19 protein-coding genes, 1 tRNA gene and 1 pseudogene are annotated in these 26,559 nt (G+C 64.5%); 8 read left to right on the top strand and 13 right to left on the bottom strand.

From position 1 onward, the window contains the following. Positions 1 to 245: 245 nt before the first annotated feature. Positions 246 to 1,232 carry a Bug family tripartite tricarboxylate transporter substrate binding protein gene (locus LQG66_RS26415; RefSeq protein WP_231318568.1) on the bottom strand — a complete coding sequence of 329 codons (987 nt, stop codon included), beginning with the start codon at positions 1,230 to 1,232 and terminating at the stop codon, positions 246 to 248. A 343-nt stretch (positions 1,233 to 1,575) separates the two neighbouring features. Here LQG66_RS26415 and LQG66_RS26410 point away from each other — a divergent pair, with 343 nt between their 5' ends. Then, entirely contained in the window at positions 1,576 to 4,425 is a 2,850-nt protein-coding gene (locus LQG66_RS26410) for an ATP-binding protein (RefSeq protein ID WP_231318567.1), read from the top strand. 75 nt (positions 4,426 to 4,500) lie between these two features. Here LQG66_RS26410 and LQG66_RS26405 read toward each other — a convergent pair whose 3' ends face one another. The 10 genes and pseudogenes from LQG66_RS26405 to LQG66_RS26360 all read right to left on the bottom strand — a co-directional run bounded on the left by LQG66_RS26405 (position 4,501) and on the right by LQG66_RS26360 (position 13,802). Further along, entirely contained in the window at positions 4,501 to 4,794 is a 294-nt protein-coding gene (locus LQG66_RS26405; RefSeq protein WP_231318566.1) for a DUF1330 domain-containing protein, read from the bottom strand. A gap of 2 nt (positions 4,795 to 4,796) precedes the next feature. Beyond that, on the bottom strand, positions 4,797 to 5,315 hold the full coding sequence (gene msrA, locus LQG66_RS26400; protein ID WP_231318565.1) for a peptide-methionine (S)-S-oxide reductase MsrA: 519 nt from the start codon (positions 5,313 to 5,315) through the stop codon (positions 4,797 to 4,799). Between the two features lie 31 nt (positions 5,316 to 5,346). Then, positions 5,347 to 5,853, bottom strand: coding sequence for a cytochrome P460 family protein (locus tag LQG66_RS26395; RefSeq protein WP_231318564.1), 507 nt, complete (start codon positions 5,851 to 5,853; stop codon positions 5,347 to 5,349). Between the two features lie 65 nt (positions 5,854 to 5,918). After that, the gene (locus tag LQG66_RS26390; RefSeq protein ID WP_231318563.1) at positions 5,919 to 6,800 is read right to left on the bottom strand and encodes an alpha/beta fold hydrolase; all 882 of its coding nucleotides are present in this window, start codon (positions 6,798 to 6,800) and stop codon (positions 5,919 to 5,921) included. A 607-nt stretch (positions 6,801 to 7,407) separates the two neighbouring features. After that, positions 7,408 to 7,830 carry an OsmC family protein gene (locus LQG66_RS26385; RefSeq protein ID WP_231327947.1) on the bottom strand — a complete coding sequence of 141 codons (423 nt, stop codon included), beginning with the start codon at positions 7,828 to 7,830 and terminating at the stop codon, positions 7,408 to 7,410. 232 nt (positions 7,831 to 8,062) lie between these two features. Further along, a pseudogene (locus tag LQG66_RS26380) lies at positions 8,063 to 9,940 on the bottom strand (xanthine dehydrogenase family protein molybdopterin-binding subunit); the annotation flags it as partial. A 77-nt stretch (positions 9,941 to 10,017) separates the two neighbouring features. Beyond that, positions 10,018 to 10,488 carry a (2Fe-2S)-binding protein gene (locus LQG66_RS26375; protein ID WP_231318562.1) on the bottom strand — a complete coding sequence of 157 codons (471 nt, stop codon included), beginning with the start codon at positions 10,486 to 10,488 and terminating at the stop codon, positions 10,018 to 10,020. 110 nt (positions 10,489 to 10,598) lie between these two features. After that, positions 10,599 to 11,447, bottom strand: coding sequence for an enoyl-CoA hydratase/isomerase family protein (locus LQG66_RS26370; protein WP_231318561.1), 849 nt, complete (start codon positions 11,445 to 11,447; stop codon positions 10,599 to 10,601). Between the two features lie 63 nt (positions 11,448 to 11,510). Then, entirely contained in the window at positions 11,511 to 12,824 is a 1,314-nt protein-coding gene (locus tag LQG66_RS26365) for an epoxide hydrolase family protein (RefSeq protein WP_231318560.1), read from the bottom strand. A 288-nt stretch (positions 12,825 to 13,112) separates the two neighbouring features. Further along, positions 13,113 to 13,802 carry a VOC family protein gene (locus LQG66_RS26360; RefSeq protein WP_231327946.1) on the bottom strand — a complete coding sequence of 230 codons (690 nt, stop codon included), beginning with the start codon at positions 13,800 to 13,802 and terminating at the stop codon, positions 13,113 to 13,115. A 257-nt stretch (positions 13,803 to 14,059) separates the two neighbouring features. Here LQG66_RS26360 and LQG66_RS26355 point away from each other — a divergent pair, with 257 nt between their 5' ends. Further along, complete coding sequence (locus LQG66_RS26355; RefSeq protein WP_231318559.1) at positions 14,060 to 16,924, top strand: ATP-binding protein; 2,865 nt, start codon at positions 14,060 to 14,062, stop codon at positions 16,922 to 16,924. Between the two features lie 52 nt (positions 16,925 to 16,976). Here the strand turns inward: LQG66_RS26355 and LQG66_RS26350 are convergent, their stop codons facing one another. Continuing rightward, positions 16,977 to 17,645 carry a sensor histidine kinase gene (locus tag LQG66_RS26350; RefSeq protein WP_231318558.1) on the bottom strand — a complete coding sequence of 223 codons (669 nt, stop codon included), beginning with the start codon at positions 17,643 to 17,645 and terminating at the stop codon, positions 16,977 to 16,979. 204 nt (positions 17,646 to 17,849) lie between these two features. Here LQG66_RS26350 and LQG66_RS26345 point away from each other — a divergent pair, with 204 nt between their 5' ends. The 6 genes from LQG66_RS26345 (at position 17,850) to LQG66_RS26320 (ending at position 25,955) form a co-directional block, all read left to right on the top strand. Next, entirely contained in the window at positions 17,850 to 20,693 is a 2,844-nt protein-coding gene (locus tag LQG66_RS26345; protein WP_231318557.1) for an ATP-binding protein, read from the top strand. Positions 20,694 to 20,812: 119 nt separating this feature from the next. Then, positions 20,813 to 21,517: a hypothetical protein gene (locus LQG66_RS26340; RefSeq protein ID WP_231318556.1), complete on the top strand. Its 705-nt coding sequence runs from the start codon at positions 20,813 to 20,815 to the stop codon at positions 21,515 to 21,517. Between the two features lie 156 nt (positions 21,518 to 21,673). Further along, entirely contained in the window at positions 21,674 to 22,726 is a 1,053-nt protein-coding gene (locus LQG66_RS26335) for an alpha/beta fold hydrolase (RefSeq protein WP_231318555.1), read from the top strand. 166 nt (positions 22,727 to 22,892) lie between these two features. Then, positions 22,893 to 24,653 carry an MOSC and FAD-binding oxidoreductase domain-containing protein gene (locus LQG66_RS26330; RefSeq protein WP_231318554.1) on the top strand — a complete coding sequence of 587 codons (1,761 nt, stop codon included), beginning with the start codon at positions 22,893 to 22,895 and terminating at the stop codon, positions 24,651 to 24,653. Positions 24,654 to 24,698: 45 nt separating this feature from the next. Further along, entirely contained in the window at positions 24,699 to 25,295 is a 597-nt protein-coding gene (locus tag LQG66_RS26325) for a redoxin domain-containing protein (protein WP_231318553.1), read from the top strand. A 510-nt stretch (positions 25,296 to 25,805) separates the two neighbouring features. Next, positions 25,806 to 25,955 carry a hypothetical protein gene (locus LQG66_RS26320; protein WP_231318552.1) on the top strand — a complete coding sequence of 50 codons (150 nt, stop codon included), beginning with the start codon at positions 25,806 to 25,808 and terminating at the stop codon, positions 25,953 to 25,955. Between the two features lie 405 nt (positions 25,956 to 26,360). Here the strand turns inward: LQG66_RS26320 and LQG66_RS26315 are convergent. Further along, positions 26,361 to 26,452: transfer RNA gene (locus LQG66_RS26315), tRNA-Arg, on the bottom strand. Positions 26,453 to 26,559: the final 107 nt, after the last annotated feature.

Genomic DNA, 26,559 nt, shown 5'->3' with positions numbered 1-26,559 from the left:
GGTCTTCCGCTGCGTTGCGCTGCGGGCAGTACGATGAGAAGATGTCACAGAGGTCTCGTGTTGGATCGGCGACGCGAGGCACGGCCGGCGAATCTGCAGCAAGCTTTACAGGATTCGATATCCGAAGGCACACCCAGTTCGCGGAGAAGATTCCGATCACCTGACTCTTGTTCCGAGATGATCCTGGCAAATCGCAACCTGAAGTGCATGCGTCGTGGATGCGCCGAACAAGCTGAAGGTCTTATCTAACCGGGCCTGAGCCCGATCGACTTGATCACGGGAGCCAGGCTTGCCGACGTGGCTTCAACAATACGTTGGAACTTGTCCGGGCTCGACTGGCTGTCCGGCTCCAGACCTTGGGAACGGTAGGCTGCCTGCAGAGCCGGGTCCGCCATGACCGCGCGCGTCGATAGCGCGATCCGGTCGACGATCGAATCCGGGGTCAGGCTGGGTGCAAACAAGCCGAACCATCCCTCATATCGAAGATCCGGCATGCCGGATTCGACTGCGGTCGGTATCTCCTGTGCCGCGCTTAGCCGCGTGTCGGTGGTGACCGCGAGCAATCGAAGCCTGCCGGCCCGGCTCAGTTGCTGCAATTGAATCGACATGACGGCGATCAACAATGGGATTTGACCGCTGACGAGATCATTCGTTGCCGGCGCCACGCCACGATAGGGAATATGGACGATATCGAGCCCGCCTGCCTGCCGCTTGAACATTTCGCCAACGAGGTGATTTCCGGTGCCAACGCCGGGCGTGCCATAGGAGAGCCTGCCGGGATTGACCTTGGCGTACGCGATCAGGGCTTGCAGATCCCGCGCGGGCACCGAAGGATGAATCGCGAAGACGAGCGCGCTCGAGACCAGCCGGTAGATTGCTCGGAAGTCGCCGGCGGAGTAGGCGGGCCGTTCTGCCAAGGGAATGATGACCTGCGTGCTGCCGTTGCCCAGAAGAAGCGAATAGCCGTCAGGCTTTTCGCGCGCGACTGCCGCAGCGCCGATCGCTCCGCCCGCCCCCCCGATGTTCTCGGCGAAAACCGGACCAAGCTGCGATGCCATGCCGTCGACCCAGGGGCGCCCAATCTGGTCACCCGATCCACCCGCGGCATATGGAATGACCAGTCGAATGGGGCGCGACGGATAGTCGGCGGCTCTTCCGTTGCGCGCGACTGCGGCAAGCGCGCCTGCACATGCGGCGGCATTGATGAGTTGTCGGCGTGAGAGCAAACGCATGTTCAATTCCGCAAGTCCTCAAGCACCCCAGGGACGAGGCCACTCCTAACCACTCATTCTCAGCCCATTCCAAGTCACGACCACTTGCAGGATCGGTTGTCTGGGCGATCGCATCAGCTCGATCAGGTAGATCCTGCGCGCTCCCGCCGCAACCAGCAGCCTGCCGGTCGGGCTCGGCATTCGCTTGAGCCATTCGTTCGAAACAACATGTCCGCAGCACGTGGCACGGCAACCGGGTTGGCTACCAAGCCGGTCCTGCCGCTTCCGCCAGTTTACTCCACGCCTCGATCTGGTACAGAAATACCAAGCAATTCTTGACTCCCTGCCGAGGGGACGATGGCGCATGCCAGACAATGACAATCAGGACTCGGCCATTTCATTTGGGCCATTTCGCCTATTCCCCAAGTCCAGGCTCTTGGAGAAGGATGGCGCGCAGCTTCATGTCGGCGGTCGTGCCCTCGACATCCTCATCGTCCTTGCCAAGCGGCCCGGCGAGGTCGTCGACAAGCGGGAGCTGGTCAAGCGCATCTGGGCCGACGTGCATGTCGATGAAGGCAGCCTTCGCTTCCACATCGCCGCCTTGCGCAAGGTGCTCGGCGATGCCGGCAAGTCAGCCCGCTATGTCGTGAACGTCCCCGGACGCGGCTACTGCTTTGCCGCTCCGCTCGCCCAGGCGGTGCCTTCGGTCGCCCCTGCCTCCGTCGAAGCCGCCGCGCCTCGCGCACCGCTGCCTCCTTCGCTCGCGAAGATGATCGGGCGGGAGGACGTCGTTGAAAAGATTTCAATCGGGCTCTCGCTGCACCGCTTCATCACCGTGGTCGGCCCGGGCGGTATCGGCAAGACCGCCGTCGCGGTCACCGTCGCGCATCGCCGCTCCGCGGACTTCGTCGGACAGGTCTTCTTCATTGACTTCGGACCGTTGAGGGATCCCAGACTCGTCGCGACCGCAATCGCCTCGGCGGTGGGGCTGGCCGTCAGCGTGGACGATCCGCTACCGGCGCTGCTGGCAAATCTGCAGGACAAGCGGACGCTGCTGATCTTCGACAGCTGCGAACATGTGCTGGAGACCCTGGCGCCGCTCGCCGAACGTCTCGTCCGCGACGTGCCGCAACTGCACGTCCTTGCCACCAGCCGGGAGTCGTTCCGCAGCGAGGGCGAACGGATCTTTCGACTCTTCCCGCTGGATTGTCCGCCCCAGCGGGACGATCTCGGCGTTGCGGAGATCCTCGCCTACCCCGCGGCACAACTGTTCGTCGAACGCATCGCCCAGGGCTCGGGGCCATTCGAGCTCAGCGCGGAAGAGGCGCCGTTCGTCGCGGACATTTGCCGTCGCCTTGACGGCATCGCGCTTGCAATCGAGCTCGCGGCCGGCCGCGTCAACGCATACGGCATCGCCGGCACGGCGGCGCTCCTCGACAGCCGCTTCTCACTGCAATGGCGCGGCCGGCGCACGGCCATTCCGCGACACCAGACACTGAGCGCCGCTCTCGACTGGAGCTACGATCTGCTGTCGGCCTCCGAACGCACCATCCTGCGACGATTGTCGGTGTTCGTCGGACCGTTCACGCCGGAGGCTGCCGCGGCCATCGCATCCGGCGACGGGCTCAGCCCGTCCGAAACGAGCGAGGCGATCGACAACCTCGTCACCAAATCGCTGATCGTCCCGTCGGGCGCGCGGACGCTGCGCTATCGCCTGCTGGACACGACACGAACCTATGCTCTCGGAAAGCTCGCCGGGTCGGGAGAAGAACGGCGTCTTGCGCAGCGCCGCGCGGAGTATTTCCGCGACCTGCTCAATCGCGCCGAAACCGAGACATCCGCGCCGCTGCACGCATGGTTGAACACCTATGGCGGCGAGCTGGACAATGTACGCGCGGGGTTGGACTGGGCCTTCTCCGCCGACGGCGACGCTGCGCTCGGCATCGCGCTGACGGCAGCCGCCGTCACGCTGTGGGTGCGCCTGTCGCTGTTCGCCGAATGCCGCGAGCGGACGAGGGCCGCGCTTGCGGTGCTCGGCGACGACGCCGACGGCGTCGACCGGCTTCGCGTGCAGCTCCTGGCCGCCCTCGGCTGGTCGCTGATGTACGGCGAAGGCCGGGCGCGCGAAGCTCGCCCGATCCTCGAGGCGACGCTGGAGCTGGCGGACCGGCTCGACGACAAGGATTTTCGGCTGCGGGCGCTGTGGGGATTGTGCATCGACCAGTTCAACAATGGTGAGTTCGGCAACGCGCGCGCGCTTGCCGATCGCTTCACCACGATCGCGGCAAGCTCCCCCGACACGACCGACCTGATGCTGGCCGACCGGCTGATGGCGGTCGCACTGCATTATCTCGGCGACCAGACCGAGGCCCGGATCCGCATCGACCGGGTGAACGCCTCCCTGCATGTGCTGACCGAGAAGCCGAAGATCTTCCCGCTCGATCTCAGGGTATCGACGCAATATTTCCGGGCCCGCATTCTGTGGCTGCAGGGCCTGGCCGACCAGGCGCTCGAGCTCGCCGCACGCAACATCGAGGAAGGGCGAGCGAACGGCCACGCGCTGACCTTCTGCAGCGTGCTCGGGCAAAGCGCCTGCCTCCTCGCCTTCTTCGCCGGCGACTACGATGCCGCGCAACGCCATGGCGCCGAGCTGCTCGGACACGCCGACCGCCACGCGATCCGACTCTGGGGTCTCTGGGCCCGCGCCTTCAACGCGATGATCGTCGCGAGGAGCGGGGACATCTCGGCAGGCCTGCCGCTGCTGCGCGAGGAGCTCAATCGCGCAGGCGACGCCCGTGTCCTGCCGCGCTTTCTTCCCCTGCTGGGCGAACTGGCGGCATGCTCTGGAGAGGCCGGCCAGGTCGATCGCGGTCTCGCCGCCATCGAGGACGTCCTGAAGCGCTGCGACGACCGGCAGGAACGGTGGTATTTGCCGGAGTTGATCCGCATCAAGGGCGAACTGATGCTCAAGGACGCGGAGCAATCGACCGGCGCCGAGGCGTGCTTTCGCGAGGCCATGGCAATCGCAACCCAACAGGGTGCCTGCTTCTGGGAGCTGAGATGCGCGATCAGCATCGCGCGCCTTGAGATGACGCAGGGCCGCAACGCGGAGGCGGCGGAAGTTCTCGAGACGATCTGCGGGCGGCTTACCGAGGGAGCGGACACCGCCGACATGCGCATGGCGCGTGGCCTGATCACGCAGCTTCGGGCCTGAGCGACGTTGGCGGCAACAATCGGTCGACGCGATCTTGCAGGCTCCGCTCGTGGGTCCGTCCCGCGGCAACGGCCTTCAGCCCAGCCCCTCGACGATGCGAACGTCGCGCTCGCAGGCGTTGCCCATCGCCTCGAGCGCCTCCTGATAGGCGGGACTGTCGTGAGCGGCGATAGCGCGTTCGACGCTATCGAACTCGATCACGGTGGTGCGCTGGGCAATGCCCTGCTCATAGGTCTTCGCGGCGGCACCGCGGGCAAGGAAGCGGCCGCCATTGCCGGTGATCGCGGGCCCCGCGAGCTTCGCATAGGCGGCCAGCGCATCCGGATCGGAGATGGAGCGATAGAAGGTGATCCAGTATCCCTTCGCCATGGCTAGCCTCCCGCAGCAGCTTGCGCGCGCCGCGGCAGCTTCCAGCCGGGACGGATGAAATGACAGGTGTAGCCGTCCGGATAACGCTCGAGATAATCCTGATGCTCGGGCTCGGCCTCCCAGAACTCGCCGGCGGGCGCGACTTCGGTCACCACCTTGCCGGGCCAAAGATGCGAGGCCTCGACGTCGGCAATCGTGTCTTCGGCAATCCTCTTCTGCTCGTCCGTCGTGTAGAAGATGGCTGAACGGTAGCTCGTGCCCCAATCGTTGCCCTGACGATCGAGCGTCGTGGGATCGTGAATCTGGAAGAAGAATTCCAGCATCGTCCGGTAGCTCGTCTTCGCGGCATCGAAGATGATCTCGATCGCCTCGGCATGCCCTTCGTGATTGCGATAGGTCGCGTTCTTCACCTGTCCGCCGGTGTAGCCGACCCGGGTCGAGATCACGCCCGGCTGCTTGCGGATGAGATCCTGCATGCCCCAGAAGCAGCCTCCGGCAAGCACTGCGCGCTCTTTTGTCATGTGACGTGCTCCAATTGATCGAGATCGTGTTTCAGCGAGCATAGTGGTTGAAGACAAAGTCTCGGGCTTTGACAATCGAATGGCAAGCAAAGCAGGTGCTTTGCACCGCCTCGCCGACGGGTTCCCCGTCATCGAATTGAGCAAACCCCCAGCCGCCGCTGGCGGCGTATCTGCTGGAATCCTTGACCATGACCTGGACTCCGTTCTTGGGCCGTCCGGCCACGTAGGACTGGGGATGGCCGAAGGCCTGGGCGCTTTCCTCGAGTGGGTCGTAACTCCAGGCGAGCCGGACAATGATAGCGCCATCCGGGTACGGGAGCTTTCCTTCCCGCGACGTCGCAATCGCGATGTCGTTACCGAGAATGGCGCGCAGATCGTTGAGCTTTCCTTCTTCATGAGCCACGGAGATCACCCTCCAATCACGGTACCCGGATGGCAGTTTCAACCCGGAGATCGGGGCCGAGTCGTCATCAGCCTGTCCCGTTGCGGGAGCCATGCATGCGATCCCGCCGACCAGCACTGCAACCGTAAACGGCATGACGAAGCCCCTGCATCGCGCGCGCATCGTGAAACCCTCACTCTTGGAAGTATCGGACGTTCGGCTCATTCCGCTGTCGAGCGCCAGAAATCGAGGATAGCCTTGCTCAGTTCGTCCGGGCATTCCTCCGGGAGAAAGTGACCGCAGCCGTCCCCCGGCTGAGCCAGCGCCGGGGCGATCGAGCCGCCCTGAACGCGGTCTCCGATGGTCGTAACAGTTGCCCGAAGCGCGTCACCCACGCCTTCGGATCCCCCGAGCGCCAGGACCGGCATCGTCAACCGCTTTGCCGCCCGCAGCTTCGCTTCCGCGAGACCCGCTGCGTCGAAGTTCGACCGGTACCAGGCAAAGCCGGCACGCATCGCTCCAGGCGCGGAATACACCCGCGTATACTCCTCGAGAGCTGCCGGCTCGATCGCGGAGGATCGGAAGCTCTTGGTCGCGAATATCCAGGCCAGGAAAGCCTGCTCATGTCCCTGGACCAGCATTTCCGGGAGATCGTTGAGCCGGTTGAATGCAAATTGCCAGCTCTTCAGGTTCATGGCTTCGCTCGGGATTCCGACCGTCGCGAATGTCGTCACCCCCGGGATGTTCGATTCGGTCAACACCAGCCGTTTGACGTCGGCCGGATAGTTTGCAGCCAAGGCATGCGCGATCCAGGTGCCGACATCGTGGGCGACAATGTCCACCCCTCCCGGGGCGGCAAGGCTGGTCGCTTCAAGAAACCCATGCAGGTCGCGCGCGGCGGTGTCGAGATCGTAACCACCGAGCGGCTTGTCGCTGTCACCGAAGCCGCGAGCGTCGAGCACAACGACGCGGCGCCCGGCACCGACCAGCAACGGCAGGACCTTCCGCCAGGCGATCCAGCTCTCGGGCCACCCCGGAATGAGCAACACCGGATCTCCGCTGCCAGCCGTGACGTAGTGGAACCGCGTGCCGTCGATCTTCACGACGTGGTGATCGACCTGATCGGCACGCAGCTGCTCCGTGCCCTCGGCCTGGGCGCCGGTGACGAGAACAGCGACCGCAGCCATCGCAGCGGCCAACAGCCGGCGCCCGCTTCGCGTAGCGCTTTCCAAGCCTGTAAGAGCGCGCATCATGGCCCTCCTTGCGCTGGCTTGCGCGGATCATCGTGGGGGTCGTGATATTCAAGGCCAAGCGGACCGATCGCGGAAACCTGCGTTACGTACTCGCCTGATTTCGCCCAGTGGAAATGCCAGGTCTCGCCGGGCAGGACGATGACACTGCCCGGCGGATAGGCTGTCACCTTGTCGCCGTCGAAGACTTCGCCGAGCCCGATGTAGAAGACACCCGACATGACCGTGTAGATGCGGTCCTCCGGATGCTTGTGCGGCATCAGCTTCGTATCCCCGGGCACCTTGACCCGGACGACGTAAGGGCCGGGCTCGGCGGGATGGCCGACCATGACGGCCAGCCGCGCGCCCGGCGGAAACGCCGGGAACGGCTTCCACGCAATGTCCTCGGGCAGGATCGCCCGAAACCTGTCCTCATCAGGCTGATGCTGGTGGGCCATGGCGCGCTCCCTGCCGTGTCCGGCTAGATCAGCTTGGCGTCGAGCGTGATCGCAGCATTGAGCACTTTCGACACAGGGCAATTCTTCTCGGCTTCGCCGGCGATGCGGGCAAAGCCGGCATCGTCGAGGTTCGGCACCTTGGCGCGCAGGGTGAGCGTCGATTTGCTGATCTTGAAACCCTTGCCTTCCGGCTCGAGCGTGACGGCCGCCTCGGTAGAAAGCTCGGTCGGCGTGAATCCCGCGAGCTGCAGGCCGAAGGCCAGCGCCATCGTGAAGCAGCCCGCGTGTGCCGCCGCGATCAGCTCTTCCGGATTGGTGCCCTTCTCGTTCTCGAAGCGGGTCTTGAACGAATAGGGCGTCTCGGCGAGCACGCCGGATTCGCTGGACAGGTGCCCGCTGCCATCCCGGCCGGTGCCGCGCCAAAATGCCGTTGCCTTGCGGATCATGATGTTTCTCCTTGCTGATGGTGGTCTTGCTCACACCTTGAGCGCGTTGGGGTCGATGGGCATCTTTCGCAGCCGGGACGGCGTTGGCGATGGCGGGAACGATGCCGGACGTGCCGGCCTCGCCCATTCCGCCCGGCGGCTCCGCACTCTTGACGAGGTGGACCTCGACTGCCGGCGCATCGTTGATGCGCAGCACCTGGTAGGTATCGAAATTGGCCTGCTGCACACGGCCGTTCTTGAGCGTGATCTCGCCGTAGAGCGCGGCGGTCACGCCGAACATCACGCCGCTCTGGAGCTGCGCCTGAACCGTGTCCGGATTGACCACGGTGCCGCAATCCATCGCGCAGACGACGCGATGAACCCGGACCGAGCCGTCCTTCGCGATCTCGACTTCGGCAACCTGCGCCAGCAGACTTCCGAAGACGTTCTGCAGGGCAATGCCGCGCCCCCAGCCTTTCGGCAATGGAGCACCCCACCCGGCCTTTTCGGCGGCAAGATCGAGCACGGCCTTCGCCCGCGGATTGTGATCCAGCAGCGCGCGGCGATAGGCCACTGGATCCTGCTTGGCAGCCGCCGCCAGCTCATCGATGAAGCTCTCGGTGACGAAGACGTTGTGCGAGGGGCCGACGCTGCGCCAGAAAGCCGTCTGGATGCCGGGCGGCTCGACGCGCACATACTCCACGTGGAAGTTCGGAAGTGCGTAGACCAGATCGATCGCGCCTTCCGTCGTATCCGGATCGAGGCCGTTGTTGAAGGCGGGCGGAAGATAGCGCGCGATCACCGACGAGCCGGCGAAGCGATTGGTCCAGGCGACAGGCCTTCCATCCCTGTCGAGGCCCGCCTCGATGCGATCCACCCAATAGGGCCGGTACATGTCGTGCTGGATGTCCTCCTCGCGCGTCCACACCACCTTCACGGGACCATCGACCTGCCTTGCGATCTGGACCGCGCGCACCGCGCCGTCCGCTTCCAGGCGGCGCCCGAAGCCACCGCCGATGAGATGATTGTGGACGATCACCTTCTCGATCGGCAGGCCGGCGGCCTTCGCCGCCATCGCCTGGACCCGCGCGATTGCCTGGGTGCCGAGCCAGATCTCACATTCACCGTCGCGGACATGCACGGTGCAGTTCATCGGCTCCATCGTGGCATGCGCGAGGAACGGCACGTGATAGTTCGCCGCAATCCGTGTCGCCGCATTTGCCATCGCCGTTCCGGCGTCGCCGACGTTCTGCGCGACCGGGCCAGCCCTGAGGGTGGCCTGCTCAAGCTCGCGCGCGACCTCCTCGGTCGCCAAGGCTGCATTGGCGCCCTCGTCCCATTCGATCTTGAGGGCTTCCAGCCCCTTCTTCGCGGCGCCCATGTGATCGGCGATGACGGCGACCGCATCGTCGAGCCGAACGATCTGGCGCACGCCCTTGATCAGCTTGGCGGCGCCGTCGTCCACGCTCTTCACGCGGCCGCCAAACACGGGCGATTGAGCCAGCGTCGCGATCTTCACTCCCGTCGGCCGGGCATCGATGCCGTAGACCACGGAGCCATTGACCTTGCCCGACGCGTCGAGCCGCTTGGCTGGCGTTCCGATCAGCTTGAATTCCGCCGGGCTCTTCAGCACCACATTCGTCGGAAGCGGCAGACGCGCCGCATCCGCGACGAGCTCGCCATACGACAGGCGCCGCCCGCTCGGGCTATGGATGACCTCGCCGGCTTCGGCGTGACAGGACTTGGCCTCGACGCCCCACCGCTTCGCGGCCGCCTCGATGAGCATCAGGCGCGTGGCGGCGCCGGCTTCGCGGAGCGGCTTCCAGGCACCTCGAATGGCGTTCGAATTGCCGGTCGCCTGAACGCCCAGCAGCGGATTGACGTAGAGCTTCTCGTTCGGCGGCGCATGCTCGAGCCTGACCCGCTTCAGATCGACCTCGAGCTCCTCGGCGATCAGCATCGGGATCGACGTATAGGTGCCCTGCCCCATTTCGACATAGGGCATGGTCAGCACGACCTGGCCGTCATTGCCGATACGAATGAAGGCGTTGGGCGCGAAACCGTCCGCACCCGTGGCGCTGCTCTGGCCGAGCGGCACGGCAAAGCCGATCACGAGGCTTCCGCCCGTCATCGCGGCGGAGACCAGAAAGCTTCGGCGGGAAAGGCTCGTGTCGGACGAGCGGGATGTCGCGCGATCGAAGATCATGGTCAACCCTCCTTCACACGCGTTTGCGCGGCGAGCTTGATCGCCTCGCGGATGCGGACATAGGTGCCGCAACGGCAGATGTTGCCGCTCATGGCATCGTCGATATCCGTATCGGTCGGATGCGGCTTGTCCGTGAGCAGCGCCGTCGCCGACATGATCTGGCCGGACTGGCAGTAGCCGCACTGGGCGACCTCGCGGTCGAGCCAGGCCTTCTGTATGCGTTCGCCCGCCGCCGTCGCGCCGATCGCCTCGATCGTCGTCACTTTGGAGTCGCCGATGCTGTCGATGGCCGTGATGCACGAGCGAATGGCGGAGCCATCGAGGTGGACGGTGCACGCCCCGCACAGCGCCTGACCACAGCCGAACTTGGTACCGGTCATGCCGAGCACGTCGCGCAGCACCCAGAGCAGCGGCGTGTCGCCGTCGACATCGACACTGCGCGGCGTTCCGTTGATGTTGATCGTAAAGCCCATGATCAGGTCCCCTTGTTCCGGATTGGCCCGGCACGACTTGCGGTCGCGCCGGATCGTTCATGTCGGCACCGGTGCTCCGCGCCCTGTGGTCGAGCGCCGCAGTCTTTTCGTCAGTCGCCGAGCTGCCCGACGTGGAAGCCGAGCCGGCTCTCGACGTCGCCCGCGCGGTGGAAGCCGCGCGCCATCAGCGCCTTGATCCTGTTCCGGCTTGCCGGACGGCCGAGCGAGGCCAGGAACGCGTCCCACTCCGGCTTGATCTCGAGGTCCGGCGGCAGGCTCGCGACATCGACGAGGCGTTTGGTCTCTGCGATCGCGTCCTTGTCGAAGGATGCGATGCGCATGGCGAGCGCCTCGACGAAGCCGTCGAGCTCGGCGTCCGGCAGCGACCGGTTGACGTAGCCATAGCGTTCGGCGAGATCGCCATGGATGTCGTCAGCGCCGAGCAACACCTCGAGTGCGCGGCCGCGACCCATCAGGCGCGGCAGCCGCGCCATCGGCCCGCCGCCGGGCACCAGGCCCGCGCCGACCTCCCATTGCGACAGGATGGCCTTCTCGCGGCTGGCGAAGCGCATGTCGCTCGCGAGCGCGAGTTCGCTGCCGACACCGGTCGCGCGTCCGCGGATCGCGGCGATGGACACGACCGGCGCCCGGCTGAGACGCACCAGCATGTCTGGAAGGGCCTGAAGGCCGGTCGGACCGGGCGGGACGCGTTGGGAGTCCTCGAGCGGTGCGAGGAAGTCGTAATGCGTGATGAAGAAGCCATCGACTGCGCTGTCGAACACCACGACCTTGACCTGCGGATCGGTCTCGATGGCGGTGATGATGTCGCTGAGCAGCGGAAGGTGTCTCGGGCCGAAGATGTTCACCGGAGGCATGTCGAAGGTGACGCGCCAATATGACGGCAGCCGGCGCTCCAGCCTGATATCCCCGGTCGTGAAACTTCGTTCTGGGCGATTCACGGTTTGCACTCCTGATATGGTCCTGAAGGAGGGACGCGCGATGGTGCGCGTCCCCGTTTCGTCTCAGATCGACTGGCGCAGCGGACGGAATGCGGTACGCATTTCCGCGCAGAACAGCGCGGGTTGCTCCCAGGCCGCGAAGTGCCCGCCCTTGTCGAGGCGGTTGTAGTGGATGAGCTTGGCGTAGGCCTTCTCGGCCCAGCTGCGCGGCGCCGCATAGATCTCGTCCGGGAACACACTGACGGCGACCGGAATCTCGACGTGCTTGGGTTCGAAAAAGACCAGCTTGTTCTCCCAGTACAGGCGCGCCGACGACACAGCCGTATTGGTCAGCCAATAGAGGGTGATGTTGTCGATGACGTCATCCCGCGACAGACCTTCGATCTTTCCGTCGAACACCCGCGCAATCATGGCGGTGCTGCGCGCGTCGTGATCGAGCATCCAGGACGCAAGACCCGCCGGCGAGTCCACGAGGCCATAGAGCGTCTGCGGCCGGTTCGACATCTCGATCGCATAGCCGAGGCCGTGCTTGTAGAAATCGTCGAGCTGGTCGTAGGCAGAGTTCTCGTCGGCGGAGAGTCCGGATGGGCGCGACCCGCCAGGCTGCAGCGCCTTGGCGATATCATCGGGAACCGTTGCGGGCATGTTGGTGTGGATGCCGAGCAACTCGGGCGGCGCCAGCAGCGCCATCTGCTCGGTCACGGCGTTGCCCCAGTCCCCGCCCTGGGCCACATAACGGGTGTATCCGAGCCGCTTCATCAGCACGACCCATGCACGCGCGACGCGCTGCGGGTCCCAGCCCAGCGTCGCCGGCTTGCCGGAAAAGCCATGGCCCGGAAGCGACGGGATGACCAGATCGAACGCCTCGGATGCCTTGGCGCCGTGCGCCGTGGGATCGGTGAGCGGGCCAACGATCTTCATCTGCTCGATGATCGAGCCGGGCCAGCCATGCGTGACGATCATCGGCAGGGCGTTCTCGTGCTTGGAGCGCACGTGAATGAAATGGATGTCGACGCCGTCGATCTCGGTGATGAACTGCGGCAGGGCATTCAGCCGCGCTTCCATCTTGCGCCAGTCGTAGTCGGTCTGCCAGTAGCGCACGAGCTGCTGGACGGTCGTCAATTGCACGCCCTGCGACTGGTCGGTGACGATCTCGCGATCCGGCCACCGCGTGGCCGCCAGGCGGCGGCGCAGGTCGAGCAGGTCTTCCTCGGGAACGTCGACCCGGAATGGGCGGATTGCGCCGCTCGCCGTCGCCTGCGCGCGATCCGGAGGCAGCAGGCTCGCGACGCTCGCAGCAACCGCGCCGATCGCGGCTTGGCCCAGCAACTGGCGGCGGTCGGGATTCAGGACATCGGTGCGTATTTGTATCGGCATCGTCAATCTCCCTGGCTTTGCTGGCGACGTTGACCGAATTCGAAGTGGATCGATCGGTTCGTGCTGCAAACACATTGGCGCAGGCGCCGGCCATTTGCCCGTTATGGATTGTTAGACCGCGTTAGCCGTTGCGAGACGGGCGACGCGTAGATCCCGCCATGGATCTCGTGCGCGAACTCGAGGCGAGGCGTCCCGGACGCATCCAGCAAAACCTCACGGCGCTGCGACCCTCGACCACATCGAGACGACGCAGCGCCATCACGATTCTCCTGATCCTGTTATCGCGCGTCAGGACGGCAGGGGCTCGCCGGCCTGCTCACGCACGATGTAGTCGGCGTACCAGTCCGCCCAGTTGTCATCGTGCCCACCGGCGCGCTTCTCGTGCTCGCCATGCGCGGACGCTGCACGCCGCAGCGCTGCGGCGAGCTCTATTGACGAGGTGAACGCCGTGTCGGCGGCTTCGACGCGTCCGGGAAGTCGTGCGGTCACCTCCTGGAAGAGCCAGCCATTGCCGTCGGGATCACTGAACGAGGCGAACGAGCGATAGCTGCCACGCTCGGGATCGACACCGTCGATGCGACGGCGGCCGAACAGGTATGGCGCATCGGGTCCGGTGAAATTGCCGCCGGCGTCGTGGAACGGCTCACTGACTTTGACACCCCGGCCGAGCAGCTCCTTGCGGGCCGCTTCGATATCCGAGACGACGAGGTACAAGCCTTGCGCCGAACCGGGCGCCGCTGCCGTCACGTTCGTGCCAAAGATCACCGAGCAGGCCGAGCCGGGCGGCGTGAACTGGATCACGCGGTAGTCGGGGCCGGACGCAAAATCGGCGTCCAGCCTCCAGCCCAGACCCGTGTAGAAGGACTTCGCCCGATCGACGTCGGAGACGGGAATGACAACGATCTCGAGCCTTAGATCAATTCCACGCGATGTCGAGGGCCTGGCGTCAGCTTGCCGGCCCATCTCGGTCGTGGTCATGGCGGCCTCCCTGGTTCGAGGATCTGACTTCGTGCTTTTCGAAGCCCCAATCGGCAGGGTGACCATCGCGCGATCCAAGGAATATTGCGCGTTATGGGTTGTTAGAGGTCGTTAGCTGTTGCGAGCAGCTCGGCAGGCCCGTCGCGGCCGCCGGATCCCCGCCCGGCGGGGCTTGCGCCCGATTTGATCTGGCGCCCGACGCCGGTTCCGACCTAAAATCCAAACCAGTTCAAAGCGCTAAGAAAGACGACGCAACGATGCCGCCGCCAGCGCAGAGTCAGGAAACGATCTCGTTCGGTCCGTTTGAGCTGACCGTCAACGAGAGACGGCTGACGAGAAATGGTGTCCGCATGGAGCTCGGGGCGCGGGCCTATGAAATCCTGGTGACGCTGCTGTCGCGCCCCAACGAGATCATCGACAAGACCGAGCTGATTGCGAAGGTCTGGCCCGGCATTGCGGTCGAGGAGGGCAGCCTGCGCTTCCACGTCGCGGCCCTGCGCAAGGTGCTCGGCGACGGCAAGGACGGCGCGCGCTACGTCTCGACGACACCCGGACGCGGCTACAGCTTTGTCGCGGCGATCTCGCGGACGCCCCGCCCGGTTCGCAACCAGCCTCATCCCCTCTCCGACGGTTCGCCGGCATTCGTGCACTACAATCTGCCCAACCGGCTGAGCGCGATGATCGATCGCGAGGACGACCTCGAAAGGCTGTCGAAACAGCTCTACGCCGAGCGGTTTGTGACCATCGTTGGCTCTGGCGGCATTGGCAAGACCACCGTCGCGGTGGCGACTGCCCATCAACTACGCGCCGTCTTCAACGGCGCAGTTCTCTTCGTCGATCTGAGCATGCTGAGCGATCCCAGTCTTGTCGCTACCGGCGTCGCCTCCACGCTCGGCCTGTCCGTACAGAGCCAGGACGTTATGTCCAGCCTGATTGCCCATCTCAGGGACAAGTATCTTCTGCTCGTTCTCGATACCTGCGAGCACCTGATCGCGGCCGTCGCCGTGCTCGCGGCGGCGATCTTCAACAACGCGCCGCAGGTTCATATTCTCGCCACCAGCCGCGAAACGCTCCAGGTCGAGGGCGAGCATGTCTACCGGCTGGACCCGCTTGCCTTTCCTGTCGACGACCGGGAACACCTCTCGGCCGACACCGTCCGGACGTTTCCAGCCACCCAGTTGTTCGTCGAACGCGCAACGGCCAGCGGCGCCAATCTGGTCTTCGACGACTCCGATGCCGCCATCATCGCACGCATTTGCCGCAAGCTCGACGGAGTCGCGCTTGCCATCGAGCTGGCGGCACGTCGCGTCGATGTCTACGGGTTGAACGAAACCGAGGCCCTTCTCGACCAGCGGCTGTCGCAAATGTGGGCGGGCCCCCGCACCGCGCCGCCACGTCAGCAGACGCTCCAGGCGACACTCGACTGGAGCTACGGCCTGCTCTCCGAAACCGAGCGCATGGTGCTTCGCAGGCTTGCGATCTTCGTCGGAAACTTCACGCTGGACGCAGCCCTGGCCGTCGTGGCCGGCGACGGGCTCGATCAGGCCGACGTGTTTGCGGCGATCGACAGCCTGGTCGCCAAATCGATGGTCGCGACCCGTTCGCTCGGCACCGTCATGCGATATCGCCTGCTCGACACCACGCGCACCTACGCGCTCGACAGGGCGGCCGACGACCGCGAGGCCGCGGCCCTGGCGGTTCGCCATGCCCGCTATTGCCGGCAATGGCTCAAGCGAGCCGGCTCCGAATGGTCCAGCCTCTTGTCCGGGACAGAACGGGCTCCCTATTTTGCCGCCGTCAGCAATGCTCGCGCTGCGCTGGAATGGTGCTTCGGCCCGAACGGCGACCTGCGAACTGGCATCGAACTCGCAGCCGCCGCCGTGCCGGTCCTACTGGCCATGTCGCTGCTGCCCGAATGCCATCACTGGTCGGAACGGGCATTGGCCGCCGGCCAGGCCGCGAGCAGATCGGAGCAGATGCATCTGCGGGCTGGCCTCGGCATCTCGTCGATGCATCTTTACGGAGAAAATGAGCACGCACGCGCCGCCCTGAACAGCAGCCTGGAGATCGCGCAGGAAGAGCGTGACGCCCCCAATGAAGCCGGTCTGCTCGGCATGCTCCACATGTTCCACTTCCGGGGCGGCGACTTCGACGTTGCGCTGTCCTTTGCGCGGCGGTGCCGGACCGTCGCCGACGATGTCGACGACCCCGCAGCGCTTGCGCTCGCACATTCCATCCTGGGTCGATCGCTTCTGATGATGGGAGATCTGAGCGGCGCGCGCGTCGAGCTCGAAGAGCTGTTCAAGACCTGGTCGCCGTTACAACAGAGCAGCACGATCTATCTCGTCCATGACAGGCATTACCGGGCCGGCATCGCCTTGGCACGCACGCTGTGGCTGCAGGGCTATCCGGCCCAGGCCGTGCAACGCGTCCATGAGTTCGTCGATGGCGCGCGGCAGATGGATCATCCGGCTTCGGTGACCGTCCTGCTCGCATGGTCCGCATCGATCTTCCTGTGGACCGGAGATCTGCGCAATGCCGAGAGGCATATCGATGCATCCATCACCATGGCCGAGTCAAACTCGCTCGGTCCGCTCGCAGCCGTCGGGCGCGCGCGCAGAGCGCAACTTGCCATTCGGCAAGGCGACGCCGTTGAGGGCGTTGCGAGCCTGAGCGCTTCCCTCGCAGCGATCCATGCCGTGCGCTACGAGCTCATCACCACCGAGTTCAACATCTCGCTGGCACAAGGCCTCGCAGCGACGGGCCGGCTCGATGGGGCAATCGCCCACCTCGACGAGACGATCCGGAATGTCGGTCGCAATGGCGACACCTGCTACATGCCGGAATTGTTGCGGGTGAAGGCAGGATTGCTTCAGTCGATGGCCCAGCCGCGCATCGAGGAAGCCCAGGCCTGTCTGGAGCAGTCGCTGGCGCTGAGCCGCAGTCAGGGCGCGCGAGGCTGGGAATTGCGCGCAGCGCATGATCTTGCGGTGGTGTTGGCCGGCAAAGGCCAGCGGCCGGCCGCGGACCAGATGCTCCGGCCGGTGTTTGACAGGTTCAACGAGGGATTCGACACGGGCGATCTACTTGCCGCAAAGCGGCTGCTGGCGAGTTTGTCGTGATCGCATTCGACGCAACTGGGCCGGGCGCTACGAAGAACTTCGACGACCGACTTCAATCGGCGAGGGCTGACATTGCAATGGTCACGCGCGTGCCGTCTTGCCCGGTCTCACCGTGCATCCGGGCGCGGATGCTTCGCGCCAGGCCTTCCAGAATACGACTACCCGTGCCCTGAAGCGGCCCGGTCACACCGACCCCGTTGTCGGCCACCGTGCAGAACCAGCATCCGTCGCGCCGGACCACATCGACACGGATCAGTGCATCCTTCTTGGTCGGAAAGGCATGCTTTGCCGCGTTTGTGATGAGCTCGGTCAGCATCAGGGCGAGCCGATGACATTGCGAAGCCGGCAGCATGCCGTCCTCGATGGCGGCTTCACAACGGATCCCTGCAGGCTCCAGGATTGCCTCCGACACGGCCCCGCAGAGTGCCTCGAAGAAGGTTGCGACGGAGACCGCCGGAAGATCCTCGTCATTCGACAAGAATTGATAGAGCCTGCCGAAGGCGACGAGACGCCGCTCGAACCGGTCCACGGCAGCCGACACTTCGCCAGGCCTCGCCCGCGTCAGATCGCGGCGGACTGACGCACCGAGCAGCGTCAGCGTGTTCTTCATCCGATGATGCGATTCCCGCAGCACCAGGTCCCAGTCCGCCTGGTCGCCGAGATTGGCGGCCCGATGAGATTGAACAATATCGTCTTTTGGACGAGTTCCGATACCGCGCATCGCAGCCTCCCCCGCTAAAAATCAGCCTTGGCCTGCACCCATCATGGAGGAGGCCTGCGATTTTCGCTCGTTAGACGTTGCAAGATTTTGTTATGATTGTTGCGGCTACACGGCGATGCCGTCGGCCTAGCAGCCCGCTAGGCGTCGGTTCTAGTTCGAAGAATCATACGCAAATGAGCGAAACGTTCGACGGACGAAAAGTACGTGGCAGAGTATGACAACCAGGATTTGGCCGTTTCTTTCGGGCCATTTCGGCTGTTTCCGAAGTCGCGGCTGCTGGAGAGGGACGGCGCGCCGCTTCACGTCGGCGGCCGCGCGCTCGATATCCTGATCTGTCTTGCCGAACGCGCCGGTGAAGTCGTCGACAAGCGCGAGCTCGTCAAGCGGGTGTGGGCCGACGTGAATGTGGACGAGGGCAGCCTGCGGTTCCACATCGCCGCGCTGCGCAAGGCGCTTGGCGACGGCGGCGAAGGCTCCCGCTACGTCGTCAACGTGCCCGGACGCGGCTATTGTTTCGCCGTGCCGCTATGGCGGCCTGCGCCGTTGGAGGATCGACCGACCGAGATCGCCTCGTCGGTCCGCGTCCTTCCAGCGCCCCTCGCCAGGATGATCGGGCGGGACGATGCGGTTGAAAAGATCACGTCCGAGCTCTCCCTTCATCGGTTCGTCACGATTGTCGGTCCGGGCGGCATCGGCAAGACCTCGGTCGCTCTGGCCGTTGCGCATCGCCAGCTTGCTGCGTTCGACGGCCAAGTCAGCTTCGTCGATTTCGGCGCGGTGACCGATGCCAGGCTGGTGCCCGGCAGCATTGCCAGCGCGCTCGGCCTGACCGTCAATTCCGAGGATCCGATACCGGGGCTGCTGACATTCCTGCGCAGCCGGCAAATGCTGCTGGTGTTCGACAGCTGCGAGCACCTCCTCGACGAGCTCGCGCCATTGGCCGAACGCCTGGTTCGCGAGGCGCCGAGCCTGCACGTCATGGCGACGAGTCGCGAATCGCTTCGCTCGGAGGGCGAGCGTGTCTACCGACTGTTCCCGCTGGATTGTCCGCCGCAACGGGACGGACTTGGCGTCGCCGATATTCTCGCCTATCCCGCGAGCCAGCTCTTCGTCGAGCGAATTGCCGAGAGCCTGAGCGAATTCGAGCTGAGCCATGACGAGGCGCCTCTCGTTGCCGACATCTGCCGGCGCCTCGACGGCATCGCCCTGGCGATCGAACTCGCCGCGGGCCGGGTCAACGCCTACGGAATTGCCGGGACCGCCGAACTTCTCGACAGCCGCTTCTCGCTGTTGTGGCGCGGGCGGCGCACCGCCATCCCCCGGCACCAGACGCTGAGCGCGGCGCTCGGCTGGAGCTACGACCTGCTGCCGGCGACCGAAAGCGCCACGCTGCGCGGCCTGTCGGTGTTCGTCGGTCCGTTCACGCTCGAGGCCGCGCTTGCCGTCGCATCATGCCAGGGCGTCAGCGAGCCGGAGGCCATGGAGGCGATCTCGAACCTGCTCTCCAAATCCCTCATCGCGACCTCTCCTGCGCAGCGGCGGCTCCGGTATCGACTGCTCGACACCACCCGCGCCTTCGTCGCGGACAAGCTCGTCGAGAGCGGAGAAGCGCCGCGGGCCGCGCGCGCTCACGCCGAATATTTCCGCAACTTCCTGCTCGATATCTCCCTCAAGTCCAACGGCTTGCAGAGCGCAGGCGGGTTCCTGCCCTATGCAGATCACCTACCCAACGTGCGGGCCGCGCTGGCCTGGGGCTTCTCCGAGGAAGGCGACCGGGTCATCGGCGTCGATCTGGCCGCTTCGGCGGCCCAGTTCTTCCTCGAGCTGACGCTGCTGACGGAGTGCTACCGCTGGACCCAGCAGGCGCTGGCATCGCTCGACACGGCCCCTGCGGACGCCCGGCAGGAGATGACCCTGCAGGCGGCGCTCGGCGTCTCCGTGATGTTCACGCAAGGCAATACCGAAGCGGTCCAGTCGGCCTTCACACAAAGCCTGCAGCTCGCCCGGGAGCTCGACGACCTGCATTGGCAGCTATGGCTATTGCGCGGACTGCACATTTATCTGACCCGCGTCGGGGATTTTCACGGAGCGCTCGCGACCGGCGAGCAGGGCGAGAGCGTTGCCAGCAGACTGAACGACCCGACCGGCACGCTGAACGTCGAATGGATGCTTGGCGTGGCACATCACCTGATCGGCAATCAGGACAAGGCCGTTCAGTTCTGCGAAAGCGCGATGGTGCACAACCCGAGCTCGCAGCGGCTGAACATCGGGCATCTCGGCTATGACGACCGCATCGTCGCGCTGGTCGCGCTGGCGCGCGGCCTCTGGCTCACCGGCCGGCCCGATCGCGCCATTGAGGCGGCCCGATACACGGTTCGCGAGGCCGAGGCGCTCGAACAGCCCCTGACGCTGGGCATTGCGCTGATCTGGACGATCTACGTGTTTCTGTGGGTGGGCGACTGCAGCAGCGCCGAGAGCATGATCGAGCGGCTGATCGACCATGCTGCGCGACACTTCCTCGGGCCTTACCACGCGGTCGGTATCGGTCAGAAGGGCTTGCTTCTCCTGCAGCGCGGCGACGTCGACGGCGGCATCGAGCACCTGCGCCGCAGCCAGGCCACGTTGTATGCGACGCGGCACCGGATCATGACGACCGTCTTCGCGACGGCGCTTGCGGAGGGACTGGCGTCACAAGGCAGGCCCGAAGAAGCTCTGGGCACGATCGACGAGGCGATCGCCCAGATCGGCGACCACGGCGAATCCTTCGACATGCCGGAGATGCTGCGGGTCAGGGGGGACATCCTCGCGCAATTGGGGCACGACGCGGAGGCCGAGAGCTGCCTCGAGAATTCGCAGGCCCTGTCGCGCCGGCAATGCGCCCTCGCCTGGGAGCTGCGCGGAGCCCTGAGCCTCGGCCGCATCTGGCAGCGGGCCGGACGCACCGGCGAGGCAAGCAGCATGCTGGCGCCGCTCGTGGCACAATATCAGGAAGGGCTCGCGACCCGCGATCTGGCCCGTGCAAAGGATTTCCTCGGCGCCATCAATTGAGGGCATCTTCATACGTCATACCGCCGCGTCGAGCCCTTGCAACTCCTAACAATTTCTAACACGCCAAGCTGCCCGTGCCCCGCCATGGTGATTCCACCTCTCGGTGGATACGACAAGACATGGCTCTTCTTGACGATGTAATCGACGCGAACGGCGGCATCGCCCGCTGGAACAGCCTGAGCCGGTTCACGCTGCATCTTTCCGTTGGTGGGACGCTGTTCTCGAGCGCAGGACGTGCCCGCGAATTCAAGGACGTCATCGCGGAGGGATCGACACGAACACAATCGATCCGCTTCACCGGCATCACCGGCGGCGATCGGTCGGGCTCGTTTCAGCCCGACGCGATCACGATCGAAAGCGTCGATGGCGAAGTCTTGCAGACCTGGAGCAACCCTGACCTCGCATTTGACGCCGGCCCGCAAGTTCTCGCGGACGAACTGCATCTGATCTTCTTCTGCGGCGTCACGATCTGGAACTATCTGACCACGCCCTTTCTTCTCGCCCGTCCCGATGTTGTCGTCGAGGAACTGCCGTCCTGGGGGGAAGGCATCGAAACCTGGCGGCGCCTGCGTGCACAATTGCCGCCCAAACTTGTCACCTTTGCGGGCGAGCAGATCTTTTACTTTGACGAGAATGCCCTGCAGCGCCGGACCGATCACGATCTTTTTGGCATGAAGGTCGCGCACTACTCCTGGGCCCATGAGAGCTTCGACGGCATCGTGGTGCCAACCCTTCGTCGCTCGCAGACGCGTCAACCCGACGGAACCGTGAACGCCAAGCCTGTTCTGATCGACGTCGAGATCTTCGACGCGTCTTTCGAGTAGCGGCCGCAAGACACGAGAGCAGGACACCCGCTCTCAACGTCTAACACTACATAACGGGCCAACAGCCCGACTTCGGTGCAGAGTTGACCGCGAGCCGTCAACGACATCGCAGAGCTTGCCTGAAACAACCCGAAACAACGAAGACAGGAGAGTGACATGTCCGACAAGATCAATCATGGTCGACGTCGCTTCTTTGGCCGTGCAGTCATGACGCTGGCGGCGGCACAGCTTTCGCTGAGCGCAACGGCCACTGCTGAGACCGGTCAGTCCGCGAAAGCCGGCACGACCGTCAAGCCGGGAGGCAATCCGTCGTTTGTCGCGCTGAAGCAGATCAATGCCGGTCTCCTCGACATCGGTTACGCCGAGGCTGGCCCCGCCGACGGATCGCCCGTGATTCTCCTGCACGGCTGGCCCTACGACATCTACAGCTTCGTCGATGTCGCGCCCATCCTTGCCTCGGCCGGCTATCGCGTGATCGTGCCCTATTTGCGCGGTTACGGTACGACGCGTTTCCTGTCCGACGCGACCATCCGGAACGGACAGCCGTCGGCCATCGCGACCGACATCATCGCCCTGATGGATGCCCTCAAGATCGGCAAGGCGACGATCGCCGGCTTCGACTGGGGCGCGCGCACCGCCAACATCCTGGCGGCGCTGTGGCCCGAGCGCTGCAAGGCAATGGCCTCGGTCAGCGGCTATCTCATCGGCAGCCAGCAAGCCGGGAAGATGCCGTTGCCGCCGAAGGCGGAACTTCAGTGGTGGTATCAGTTCTATTTCGCGACCGAACGCGGCCGCGACGGCTATGACAAGTATCGGCGCGAATTCTCGAAGCTGATCTGGCAGCTCGCTTCACCGCAGTGGCACTTTGATGACGCGACCTTCGAGCGCAGCGCAACGGCTTTCGACAATCCGGATCACGTCGCGATCGTGATTCACAATTATCGTTGGCGCCTCGGTCTCGCCGAGGGCGAAGCGAAGTACGACGATGACGAGAGGCGGCTCGCGCAAGCCCCCGTCATCGGCGTGCCCACGATAACCATGGAAGGCGACGCCAACGGCGCGCCGCATCTCGAGCCGTCGGCCTATGCAAAGATGTTCTCGGGGAAATACTCGCACCGCACCGTCAAGGGCGGTATCGGCCACAACCTGCCGCAGGAGGCTCCCAAGGCATTTGCCGACGCGATTATCGACGTCGCCGCCGGCGTGTAATCGGCGCGGCGTTGGTGCGCGAGCAAAGGGAAAGAATATGCAATGCGCAAAGCAATCATCGTTGCGGCACTAACGGTCGCTATCCTCCTGGCACTGATCCAGTTCGTTCTGCCTTTGTTGTTCGGATGACCGGGATTTGCTCCGGTCGTCGAGGGAGAGAAACCGCATGGGACGCGTGCTTTCGGTGAATGTTGGCTTGCCGCGCGACATCGCCTGGCAAGGCAAGACGGTCCATACCGGCATTTGGAAGGCGCCGGTGAGCGGACCGCGCAAGGTACGCGGCCTGAACATCGATGGCGACGGACAGGGAGACTTGGCAGGCCACGGCGGCGAGCACCGGGCCGTGTTGGTGTATCAGCATGAGTCTTACCAATACTGGCAGAAGCAGTTGGGCCGCGCCGACTTCACTTACGGACAGTTCGGCGAAAACCTCACCGTCGACGGTTTGCCAGACGCGGAGGTGTGCATCGGAGACCGCTACCGGATCGGAAGCGCTCTGTTCGAGGTGACGCAGCCTCGCGTGACGTGTTACCGGGTCGGCGTCCGCATGAATGAGCCGGAAATGGCCGCACTGCTGGTCAAGCACGGCAGGCCCGGCTTCTATCTTCGTGTGCTGGAGGAAGGGGAAGTCGAAGCCGGCGACGAGATCGCGCTGGTCGCGTCCGGACCCGAGCGCATGAGCGTGTCCGAGGTCGACGCGCTGCTTTATCTGCCCGGTCACCCTCGCGAACAGCTGGAGCGTGCACTGCGCATTCCGGCGCTGAGCGTCGGTTGGCGCCGTTCCTTCGAGGCCTTGCTCGCCCAAGAGAGCGAGGGTGGAGCGGCATCGGGAAACGCCGGACTTGGTCCGGCATCCGGCCCATCGCCGGCATGGTCCGGGTTTCGCTCCTTCCGCGTGGCGCGCAAGGTGCACGAAAGCGACAACGTGACTTCGCTGCTGCTCGAGCCCGTGGATGGCCAGCCTGTCGCCACCGCGCTTCCCGGACAGTTCGTGGTATTGCGCCTCGGAACCTCATCCGAGAGTGCGCTCATGCGCAGCTATTCGCTGTCGGGACAGCCGAACGCCGCATTCTATCGCATCAGCGTCAAGCGCGAGCCGCACGGCGCGGCCGGCACCTACATCGACGAGCAGCTGCGGGCTGGTGACATCGTGCAAGCAAGCGCGGCGCGCGGCATTTTCACGCTGCGCCCGGGCGACGCGCCCGTTGTTCTCCTCAGCGCGGGAATTGGCGTGACGCCGCTGCTGGCGATGCTTCACGCGCTATCAGCCGGAGCTTCGACGAGAGAAATCTGGTGGTTGCACGGAACCCGCAACGGCCGCGAGCATGCTTTTGCTGCCGAGACGCGCGAACTGCTCGCGGCGCTTGCGCTTCATCACAGCTACGTCTGCTACAGCGCGCCTGAGCCTGGGGATCGGCTCAAGTCCGATTTCGACGCTGTCGGACGGCTGAACACGCAGGCTCTTGCAGAGCTCGGCATTCCCCACGATGGCGACTTCTACATCTGCGGTCCGTCGACCTTCATGAGCGACTTGACCGCTGGCCTCATTGCGCTGGGCGTCTCGCCGGAGCGCATTCACACCGAGTTGTTCGGTGCCGGCCCCTCGATTGCTCCGGGCATTGCCGTATCCCCGCGCGAGGCGCCGCACCTGCCAGCAGGACCGGCCGGCGGAGGACCCATGGTGTCCTTCGCCCGGAGCGGTCTCGATGTTCACTGGGGGCCCTCCTACAAGACACTGCTGGAGCTCGCGGAGGCCTGTGACGTGCCTGTGCGGTGGTCATGTCGAGCTGGCGTATGCCACACCTGCGAGACCGGACTGATGGCTGGGACGGTCGGCTATCAGCCGGCCCCCGTTGATGCACCGATGGAGGGGAACGTGCTGATCTGCTGCGCCCACCCTCAGGGCGACATCGTGATCGATCTGTGATGGCCGCGGGCCGCGGCTTCATGGAGCCATAGAGGAGGCGTTCAAATGCGATCCGACATGACGCCAGGGGCTACCTTCCCGGACTACGAGCTTAGCGACCACACAGGGAAGCATCGAAAGCTCTCCGAGTTGCAGGGGCAGGATCCGATGGTGGTCGTGCTCGGTCGCGGCGGCTTCTGTCCAAAAGATCGGCGTCAGGCCGAAGGATTGCTTGAGCTCCACCGTGAGATGGAGGTGGGCTATTGCAGGCTGGTCACGATCACGACCGATAACATTACCCAGACCTACGAATATCGCAGCGGCGTCGGAGCGCACTGGCCCTTTCTGTCCGACACGCGGCGCATCGTGCAAAAGGACCTCGATATCGCCGAGTACACCGATCCCGTCCATAATCCGATGATTCCGCACGTCGTGGTGCTGGAGCCAGGCCTTGTCATTCACAAGATCTACAATGGCTACTGGTTCTTCGGACGTCCCACCGTCGAAGAACTTCGGCAGGACCTGCGAGCCGTCAGCAGGAAATGCAGACCGGACTGGGACATCACGACGCCGGAACTGAGAGCCGCATGGCAGCAGGGTAGAAAAGAACTGTTCTATCCGTACGGCAGAGCCTCCGCCCTGCCCCCGGGCGAACAAGACTAAGCGGACCGCGATAGGAGCGCGCTCATCCGAATTTCTACGGTCATCGAAAGCCCTCAGCGGCGCTTAACAACGCTCAACGAGCGCCGCCCGCGTTGGCATGACCTGCATGGGCAACAGCACCCACGCGAAAGGTACCTGCCGGACCGGTCACTCCAGTCGCACCAGCGGGCCTTGAGCGAAGGGTTTCGACAGACAGCCCACGGTGCGCGCCCTATTGCGACGTGCAGCAAACCCGAGGCATCCAGGTCACGCCGACAATCCTCAAGCCGAGGGAAGTGTCGGCGCAAAAAGCATCGAATGCGTCTGGTTTGCTCGCGCGAGGCTGGTCCAACGCTTGGACGGATAGCTGCCGCAAGCGCCTGCATCGATTGCTCAAAGCCGGCGCCGACTTGGCAAATTTGAGCTACCTCAAAGCGCATTCTGTAGATCCTCACAAGATGGGCTGCAGTCGAATACATGTCGTTCGGGTGCCGATGGCCCCCACTCGAACGGCTTCGCATCGAGGTGACGATGAAGATTCTGGCGGACGCCGAATCCGCGCTCAAAGAGGTCGAGCGCGATAGCAACAGGCTACGATCAAAAGAGCTTCGCGAGGCAATCCAGCAGCACATCAACGAGCAACGAGAGGCCATCAAGGCGCTGCGCCGGCTTTACAACTAGCGACGCGTCGCCAAGGCGCGGCTCGGTCTCGGAACAGCGCGGTGGTCCCAGCTCACGGAGTGGCGCCGCCGCGCGCTGATCTCGGGGATGGAGGCAACCGGGGCACGGAGCACGTCACGGCTGGCGGACCGCCGCATCGAAGCAGCGCTTCCGATGGGTACGGCTTCCTTGCGATGCCGGCCAGGACCGCGTGTCTGCAGGCGGCGTCCGAGTGTTTGCTTGGCTCGGCGATGGTTATCAGGCCGCGGCAAAACTCGTTCTCATCTCAGCCACGAACCGAGACGTCATCGAGCGAGGCTTGGATCCACGAAAAGTCCCCCCGACTAAATCCCAGGCCAGAGGGATCTAGTAGTCTGGGGATCTTCTAGGCGGCTTTCAAAATCGATGTTCGATTCAGGAGATAGCTGGCGCGCCCGGAACGATTCGAACGTCCGACCCTCAGATTCGTAGTTCAAAAACATTGCTTCGCCACGCTATCCGACTGTACGCCACGGCGCAACGGTAGACGCAAAAGTCCTTAATTTCGAGACATTTATCGTACATCCTCGCACAACGTCGGGGTCGGACCGTCGAACTCCCCGATTTGCCAAAACCGTTTGAAAAA

The organism is Bradyrhizobium ontarionense (assembly GCF_021088345.1).
GTDB classification, from domain to species: domain Bacteria; phylum Pseudomonadota; class Alphaproteobacteria; order Rhizobiales; family Xanthobacteraceae; genus Bradyrhizobium; species Bradyrhizobium ontarionense.
Note: the sequence above shows the minus strand (reverse complement) of the source record. Positions and strands in the feature narration are given on the sequence as shown.

Excerpts from the sequence above, each read along its gene's own strand:
- LQG66_RS26365 (WP_231318560.1), bottom strand. The coding sequence starts at position 12,824 with ATGCCGATACAAATACGCACCGATGTCCTGAATCCCGACCGCCGCCAG.
- LQG66_RS26375 (WP_231318562.1), bottom strand. The coding sequence starts at position 10,488 with ATGGGCTTTACGATCAACATCAACGGAACGCCGCGCAGTGTCGATGTC.
- LQG66_RS26325 (WP_231318553.1), top strand. The coding sequence starts at position 24,699 with ATGCGATCCGACATGACGCCAGGGGCTACCTTCCCGGACTACGAGCTT.
- LQG66_RS26335 (WP_231318555.1), top strand. The coding sequence starts at position 21,674 with ATGTCCGACAAGATCAATCATGGTCGACGTCGCTTCTTTGGCCGTGCA.
- LQG66_RS26350 (WP_231318558.1), bottom strand. The coding sequence starts at position 17,645 with ATGCGCGGTATCGGAACTCGTCCAAAAGACGATATTGTTCAATCTCAT.
- LQG66_RS26340 (WP_231318556.1), top strand. The coding sequence starts at position 20,813 with ATGGCTCTTCTTGACGATGTAATCGACGCGAACGGCGGCATCGCCCGC.
- LQG66_RS26410 (WP_231318567.1), top strand. The coding sequence starts at position 1,576 with ATGCCAGACAATGACAATCAGGACTCGGCCATTTCATTTGGGCCATTT.
- LQG66_RS26320 (WP_231318552.1), top strand. The coding sequence starts at position 25,806 with ATGAAGATTCTGGCGGACGCCGAATCCGCGCTCAAAGAGGTCGAGCGC.
- LQG66_RS26355 (WP_231318559.1), top strand. The coding sequence starts at position 14,060 with ATGCCGCCGCCAGCGCAGAGTCAGGAAACGATCTCGTTCGGTCCGTTT.
- msrA (WP_231318565.1), bottom strand. The coding sequence starts at position 5,315 with ATGACAAAAGAGCGCGCAGTGCTTGCCGGAGGCTGCTTCTGGGGCATG.
- LQG66_RS26385 (WP_231327947.1), bottom strand. The coding sequence starts at position 7,830 with ATGATCCGCAAGGCAACGGCATTTTGGCGCGGCACCGGCCGGGATGGC.
- LQG66_RS26360 (WP_231327946.1), bottom strand. The coding sequence starts at position 13,802 with ATGACCACGACCGAGATGGGCCGGCAAGCTGACGCCAGGCCCTCGACA.
- LQG66_RS26330 (WP_231318554.1), top strand. The coding sequence starts at position 22,893 with ATGGGACGCGTGCTTTCGGTGAATGTTGGCTTGCCGCGCGACATCGCC.
- LQG66_RS26405 (WP_231318566.1), bottom strand. The coding sequence starts at position 4,794 with ATGGCGAAGGGATACTGGATCACCTTCTATCGCTCCATCTCCGATCCG.
- LQG66_RS26395 (WP_231318564.1), bottom strand. The coding sequence starts at position 5,853 with ATGCCGTTTACGGTTGCAGTGCTGGTCGGCGGGATCGCATGCATGGCT.
- LQG66_RS26415 (WP_231318568.1), bottom strand. The coding sequence starts at position 1,232 with ATGCGTTTGCTCTCACGCCGACAACTCATCAATGCCGCCGCATGTGCA.